Consider the following 6,503-nt stretch of genomic DNA (forward strand, 5'->3'; position numbering starts at 1 on the left):
AAGGGGGGCCTTACGGGCCCGAAGCTTCCCCCGGGCCCGTAAGGCCCCCCTTGCCCAAAGCTCATGGCGCGCATCTTAATCCGGTCAGGTGCTAAACCGGTTGGTCCGGTACACCACCAGAGGTCACAATCCGGTGCATGGGACATGTGGAGGCGGGCCATCTCGAGTACTACCTCCCGGACGGGCGGGTGCTGCTCGGGGATGTGTCGTTCCGGGTCGGCGAGGGCGCCGCGGTCGCGCTGGTGGGGGCCAACGGCGCGGGGAAGACCACGCTGCTGAGGCTGATCGCGGGGGAGCTGAAGCCGCACGGCGGAGCGGTGACGGTCAGCGGCGGGCTCGGGGTGATGCCGCAGTTCGTGGGGTCCGTACGGGACGACCGGACGGTGCGGGACCTGCTGGTGTCGGTCGCGCGGCCGGGGATCCGGAAGGCCGCCGGGGCGGTGGACGCGGCCGAGTACGCGATCATGACCAAGGATGATGAGCCCGCGCAGATGAGTTACGCGCAGGCGCTCAGCGACTGGGCCGAGGCGGGCGGGTACGAGGCCGAGACGGTGTGGGACATGTGCACCATGGCCGCGCTCGGTGTCCCGTACGAGCGGGCGCAGTGGCGCCAGGTGCGGACGCTGTCGGGCGGTGAGCAGAAGCGGCTGGTGCTGGAGTCGCTGCTGCGCGGCGCCGACGAGGTGCTGCTGCTGGACGAGCCGGACAACTATCTGGACGTCCCCGGCAAGCGCTGGCTGGAGGAGCGGCTGCGGGAGACCAAGAAGACGGTGCTGTTCGTCTCCCACGACCGGGAGCTGCTGGCGCGCTCCGCCGAGAAGATCATCAGCGTGGAGCCGGGCCCGGCGGGCAGCGACGTCTGGGTGCACGGCGGCGGCTTCGGCACGTACCACCAGGCCCGCAAGGAGCGCTTCGCCCGCTTCGAGGAGCTGCGGCGGCGCTGGGACGAGGAGCACGCCAAGCTCCGGCAGCTAATGCTCACCTTCAAGCAGAAGGCGGCGTACAACTCGGACATGGCCAGCCGCTACCAGGCAGCGAAGACCCGGCTGCGGAAGTTCGAGGAGGCGGGCCCGCCGCAGGAGCCGCCGCGTGAGCAGGACATCCGGATGCGGCTGAAGGGCGGCCGGACCGGGGTGCGCGCGGTGACCTGCCAGGGGCTGGAGCTCACCGGGCTGATGAAACCGTTCGACCTGGAGGTCTTCTACGGCGAGCGGGTGGCCGTGCTCGGCAGCAACGGCTCGGGGAAGTCGCACTTCCTGCGGCTGCTGGCGGGCGACGGGGTCGCGCATACGGGCGCGTGGAAGCTGGGGGCGCGGGTGGTGCCCGGACACTTCGCGCAGACCCATGCCCACCCCGAGCTGGACGGGCGTCCCCTCGTCGACATCCTGTGGACCGAGCACGCCAAGGACCGGGGCGGCGCGATGAGCGCGCTGCGCCGCTATGAGCTGGAGCGCCAGGGCGACCAGCGCTTCGACAAGCTGTCCGGCGGGCAGCAGGCCCGCTTCCAGATCTTGCTGCTGGAGCTCGCGGGGGCCACCGCGCTGCTGCTGGATGAGCCGACGGACAACCTGGACCTGGAGAGTGCGGAGGCGCTGCAGGAGGGTCTTGAGCGGTATGAGGGGACGGTGCTGGCGGTCACGCACGACCGGTGGTTTGCCCGGTCCTTCGACCGCTTCCTGGTCTTCGGGGCGGACGGGGTGGCGCGGGAGGCGCCGGAGCCGGTCTGGGACGAGGGGCGAGTGGCGCGCAAGCGGTGAGCCGGGCGCGGCGGGAGGGTGTTTTGACCCGTACGGGGGCGGGCCGGTATTCTGCCAGTTCGTTATGCGTATTGGCTTGCTCGTTCTCACGTGAGAGGCCGTTACGCCGGTCCACCGGGCCGATGACCAGCGGCAGGCACTCGGTTTGCGTCACCGATGTGCGGCCAAGGCTGTCGTGATCGTCCGGGTGGCCTTGTCAGGACCACACTCACTGAAGAAGCGAAGGCTACGACCGTGCGTACGTACAGCCCCAAGCCCGGCGACGTCCAGCGTCAGTGGCACGTCATCGACGCCACCGACGTCGTTCTGGGCCGCCTGGCCTCTCAGGCCGCCACCCTTCTCCGGGGCAAGCACAAGCCGGTGTACGCGCCGCATGTCGACACTGGTGACTTCGTCATCATCATCAACGCCGACAAGGTGCACCTCTCCGGCAACAAGCGGACCCAGAAGATGGCGTACCGCCACTCCGGCTACCCGGGTGGTCTGCGTTCCATCCGCTACGACGAGCTGCTGGCCAAGAGCCCGGAGAAGGCCGTCGAGAAGGCCATCAAGGGCATGCTCCCCAAGAACACCCTGGGCCGTCAGATGCTCTCGAAGCTGAAGGTCTACGCGGGTGACCAGCACCCGCACGGCGCTCAGCAGCCGGTCCCGTTCGAGATCACCCAGGTCGCGCAGTAGTCCCGGCCACCCCCTAAGACGAAGAGAATCTGAGGAGCATCGTGGCCGAGACCACCGCCGAGACCCCCCTCGATGTCGAGGAGTACACCACCGAGAGCGTGGAGACGATCGAGTCGGAGTACACCTCCGAGTCGCTCGCGTCCCGCTTCGGCGAGCCGCAGCCGGCCGCCGGCACCGGGCGCCGGAAGAACGCCATCGCCCGCGTCCGCATCGTGCCGGGCAGCGGCCAGTGGAAGATCAACGGTCGCACCCTTGAGGAGTACTTCCCCAACAAGGTGCACCAGCAGGAAGTCAACGAGCCCTTCAAGGTGCTCGAGCTGGACGACCGCTACGACGTTGTCGCCCGCATCTCGGGTGGCGGCGTCTCCGGTCAGGCCGGTGCGCTGCGCCTGGGCATCGCCCGCGCGCTGAACGAGGCGGACGTGGACAACAACCGCGGCCCGCTGAAGAAGGCCGGCTTCCTGACCCGTGACGACCGCGCCACCGAGCGTAAGAAGGCCGGTCTGAAGAAGGCCCGTAAGGCGCCGCAGTACAGCAAGCGCTAATCGCGCGGCTGCGCTGCCCATACGGCGGCTTCGCTCGCTTGTTCGAACGCCCCGGCGGCACCACCCGTGCCGCCGGGGCGTTCGGCTATTGGCACCAGGGGGCGTATACCTACAAGCAAGCTTCCGCCCCCCAGCTCGTAATCTCGGAGGACACCAGTGGGACGACTCTTCGGTACGGACGGTGTGCGCGGTGTCGCCAACGCCGACCTGACGGCTGAGATGGCGCTCGGTCTGTCGGTTGCTGCGGCGCATGTGCTCGCCGAAGCGGGAACCTTCGAAGGCCACCGGCCGGTGGCGGTGGTCGGGAGGGATCCGCGCGCGTCCGGGGAGTTCCTGGAGGCCGCCGTGGTGGCCGGTCTTGCCAGTGCGGGCGTGGACGTACTGCGGGTGGGCGTGCTGCCGACGCCCGCGGTGGCGTATCTGACCGGTGTGCGGGGCGCGGACCTGGGCGTGATGCTGTCCGCCAGCCACAACGCGATGCCCGACAACGGCATCAAGTTCTTCGCCCGCGGCGGCCACAAGCTCGCGGACGAGCTGGAGGACCGGATCGAGACCACCTACCGCGCGCACGCCTCCGGCGAGCCGTGGGACCGGCCGACCGGCGCGGGCGTCGGCCGGGTGCGCGAGTACGGGGAGGGCTTCGACCAGTACATCGCCCATCTCGTCGGCGTCCTGCCCAACCGGCTGGACGGGCTGAAGGTCGTCATCGACGGGGCGCACGGCGCGGCCGCCCGGGTCTCCCCCGAGGCGTTCACCCGGGCCGGCGCCGAGGTCATCACCATCGGCACCGAGCCGGACGGGCTCAACATCAACGACGGCTACGGCTCCACCCACCTGGACCGGCTCCAGGCCGCCGTCGTCGAGCACCGGGCCGACCTGGGCATCGCGCACGACGGGGACGCCGACCGCTGCCTGGCCGTGGACGCGGCGGGCGAGGAGGTCGACGGCGACCAGATCCTCGCGGTGATCGCGCTCGCCCTGCGCGAGGCGGGCGGCCTGCGGGAGAACACGGTCGTCGGCACCGTGATGTCCAACCTCGGCTTCAAACTCGCCATGCGGCGCGAGGGCGTCGAGCTGGTCCAGACGGCGGTCGGCGACCGCTATGTGCTGGAGGAGATGAAGGAGCACGGCTACGCCCTGGGCGGCGAGCAGTCCGGCCATGTCATCGTGCTCGACCACGCCACCACCGGCGACGGCACTCTGACCGGGCTGCTGCTGGCCGCCCGGGTCGCCGCTACCGGCCGTACGCTGGCCGACCTCGCGGCCGTCATGGAGCGGCTGCCCCAGGTGCTGATCAACGTCCGGGACGTGGACAAGTCCCGGGTCGCCTCCAGCGCCGAGCTGGCCGCGGCGGTGACGGACGCGGAGCGCGAGCTGGGCGAGACCGGGCGGGTGCTGCTGCGGCCGTCCGGGACCGAGCCCCTGGTGCGCGTGATGGTCGAGGCCGCGGACATCGACCAGGCCCAGTCGGTCGCGGAGCGCCTTGCGGACGCGGTGAAGTCCGCGCTGGGCTAGCGCCCGAGCGTCCGCTCGCGTTGCTTGGCCCAGAGGTACTTCTGGGCCAGCAGCGTGAGCGTGCCCGCGACCACGATCCCGGCCAGGTTCAGCAGCAGCTGCTGCGTCGAGCCCCACATCTGGTCGATCTCGCCGTAGCCGAGCGCCACCGCCGCGTTGGCCGCGGCCGGCACTGTGGTGACGGAGATCGCCACGCCGACCAGCGCCCCGGACTTCGCCGAGGTCAGCGAGAGCGTTCCGGCGACCCCGGCGAGCAGGGCCACAACGAAGGAGAACATGTCCGGCTTCCAGATGAAGTCGGTGTTCGGCCGCGGCCGTGCCAGCTGATCCTTGTGGAACAGCCCGAAGGCGTCCATGAGCACGCCGAAGCCCGTCGTCAGCACCATCGCCACCGCGAACCCCACGACCAGCGCGATCAGCGAGCGCGCCGCGAGCCGCGGGGCCCGCTGGACCAGCGAGGTGGACAGCCCGGCCAGCGGGCCGAACTCCGGGCCGACCGCCATCGCGCCCACGATCAGGATCGCGTTGTCCAGCACCACACCACAGGCCGCGATCATCGTGGCGATGGCGAGGAAGGCCAGGAAGGTGACGGAGAGCGTGGACTCCTCGTGCGTGGCCTCGGTCAGGTGCTCCCACAGGACGGCGTCCGCGCCCTCGCCCGGCGCCTCCTCCTCCGCCTTGTCGGCGCGCTTGGACAGCGACAGATCGATGTTCTCGACGGCGATCGAGCCGTAGGTGTCCAGGCCCAGCGCGCGCAACTCGCCCAGCAGGGCGTCGCCCGCCTCGCGCGCCACATCGACCAGCACCACGTCCCCTGCCGGGTTGCGCGCGACGCCCGGCAGCACCACGAGGTGGGTGGTGCCCACCGTGTGCTCCACGGTGCGCACCACCTCGTCGGTTCGGTCGGCCGGGACGATCAGCCGCAGATGCAGCACGGTCATGCCCCCGTTCGGGTCTCAGAGTTTGCGCAGCGACAGCCGCTGGACCTTGTGGTCCGGGCCCTTGCGGAGCACCAGCGTGGCGCGGCCGCGGGTGGGCGCCACGTTCTGCTGCAGATTGGGCCTGTTGATGGTGCGCCACATCATCCGGGCGTAGTCCAGCGCCTCCTCCTCGGAGACCTGGGTGTACTTGCGGAAGTACGAGGACGGGTCCTGGAAGGCCGTCTCGCGCAGCTTGCGGAAGCGGCCCAGGTACCAGCGCTCGATGTCCTCGGCGCGGGCGTCCACGTACACGCTGAAGTCGAAGAAGTCCGCGAGGCCGACGCGGGTGAGGCCGTCCTTGCCGGGCAGCGCGGGCTGGAGCACGTTCAGCCCCTCGACGATCAGGATGTCGGGGCGGCGTACGGTCAGCCGTTCGCCCGGCACGATGTCGTAGATGAGGTGGGAGTAGACGGGCGCCGAGACCTCCTCCTTGCCCGCTTTCACATCCGCGACGAACCGGGTCAGGGCCCTGCGGTCGTACGACTCGGGGAAGCCCTTGCGGGACATCAGACCGCGCCGGTGAAGCTCGGCGTTGGGGTGCAGAAAGCCGTCGGTGGTGATCAGCTCGACGCGCGGGTGCTCGGGCCAGCGGGCCAGCAGCGCCTGGAGCAGCCGGGCGGTGGTGGACTTGCCGACCGCGACGCTGCCCGCCACACCAATCACGAAGGGCGTACCGGGCTGGGTGCCGTTGCCCTTCTTGGTGTCGCCGAGGAAGGTGTTGAGCGCGCCGCGCAGACTGCCCGTGGCGGCCACGTACAGATTCAGCAGCCGGGAGAGCGGGAGGTAGACGTCCCGTACCTCGTCGAGGTCGATGACGTCGCCGAGGCCGCGCAGCTGCTCGACCTCCTCGGCGGTGAGTGGCAGCGGGGTCTTGTCCCGCAGTGCGCTCCACTCGGCGCGGGACAGATCCACGTACGGGCTCGGCTCCGGCCGCCGTGGGGTGCGGGGAGGGTGCTGGGGCGGTGAGTCGTGCTCCGGGTGCGCGGGGTGCGCGTACTACGCGGGAGACGTGATCATCCTCTCATTGT

6 protein-coding genes are annotated in these 6,503 nt (G+C 70.4%); 4 read left to right on the forward strand and 2 right to left on the reverse strand.

Translation table 11 applies throughout. From position 1 onward, the window contains the following. Positions 1 to 137 precede the first annotated feature (137 nt). From CCN51_RS48850 to glmM, 4 genes are all read left to right on the forward strand, one after another. Positions 138 to 1,757 carry an ABC-F family ATP-binding cassette domain-containing protein gene (locus CCN51_RS48850; RefSeq protein WP_014178796.1) on the forward strand — a complete coding sequence of 540 codons (1,620 nt, stop codon included), beginning with the start codon at positions 138 to 140 and terminating at the stop codon, positions 1,755 to 1,757. A 234-nt stretch (positions 1,758 to 1,991) separates the two neighbouring features. Continuing rightward, positions 1,992 to 2,435, forward strand: coding sequence for a 50S ribosomal protein L13 (gene rplM, locus CCN51_RS48855; protein ID WP_014178797.1), 444 nt, complete (start codon positions 1,992 to 1,994; stop codon positions 2,433 to 2,435). Between the two features lie 41 nt (positions 2,436 to 2,476). Then, entirely contained in the window at positions 2,477 to 2,980 is a 504-nt protein-coding gene (gene rpsI / locus CCN51_RS48860) for a 30S ribosomal protein S9 (RefSeq protein ID WP_014178798.1), read from the forward strand. A gap of 156 nt (positions 2,981 to 3,136) precedes the next feature. Continuing rightward, positions 3,137 to 4,495 (forward strand): phosphoglucosamine mutase, encoded by a 1,359-nt coding sequence (gene glmM, locus CCN51_RS48865; RefSeq protein WP_014178799.1) that lies wholly within the window; start codon positions 3,137 to 3,139, stop codon positions 4,493 to 4,495. Here the strand turns inward: glmM and CCN51_RS48870 are convergent. Then, complete coding sequence (locus tag CCN51_RS48870; RefSeq protein WP_043491207.1) at positions 4,492 to 5,430, reverse strand: DUF389 domain-containing protein; 939 nt, start codon at positions 5,428 to 5,430, stop codon at positions 4,492 to 4,494. The genes glmM and CCN51_RS48870 overlap by 4 nt on opposite strands. Positions 5,431 to 5,451: 21 nt before the next feature. Next, positions 5,452 to 6,387: a type I pantothenate kinase gene (gene coaA, locus CCN51_RS48875; protein ID WP_086861084.1), complete on the reverse strand. Its 936-nt coding sequence runs from the start codon at positions 6,385 to 6,387 to the stop codon at positions 5,452 to 5,454. Positions 6,388 to 6,503: the final 116 nt, after the last annotated feature.

Source organism: Streptomyces milbemycinicus (assembly GCF_002154605.1).
Lineage (GTDB): Bacteria > Actinomycetota > Actinomycetes > Streptomycetales > Streptomycetaceae > Streptomyces > Streptomyces milbemycinicus.

What these genes read in the sequence shown, in the direction of transcription:
- CCN51_RS48850 (WP_014178796.1), top strand. Translation starts at nt 138, where the DNA reads ATGGGACATGTGGAGGCGGGCCATCTCGAGTACTACCTCCCGGACGGG.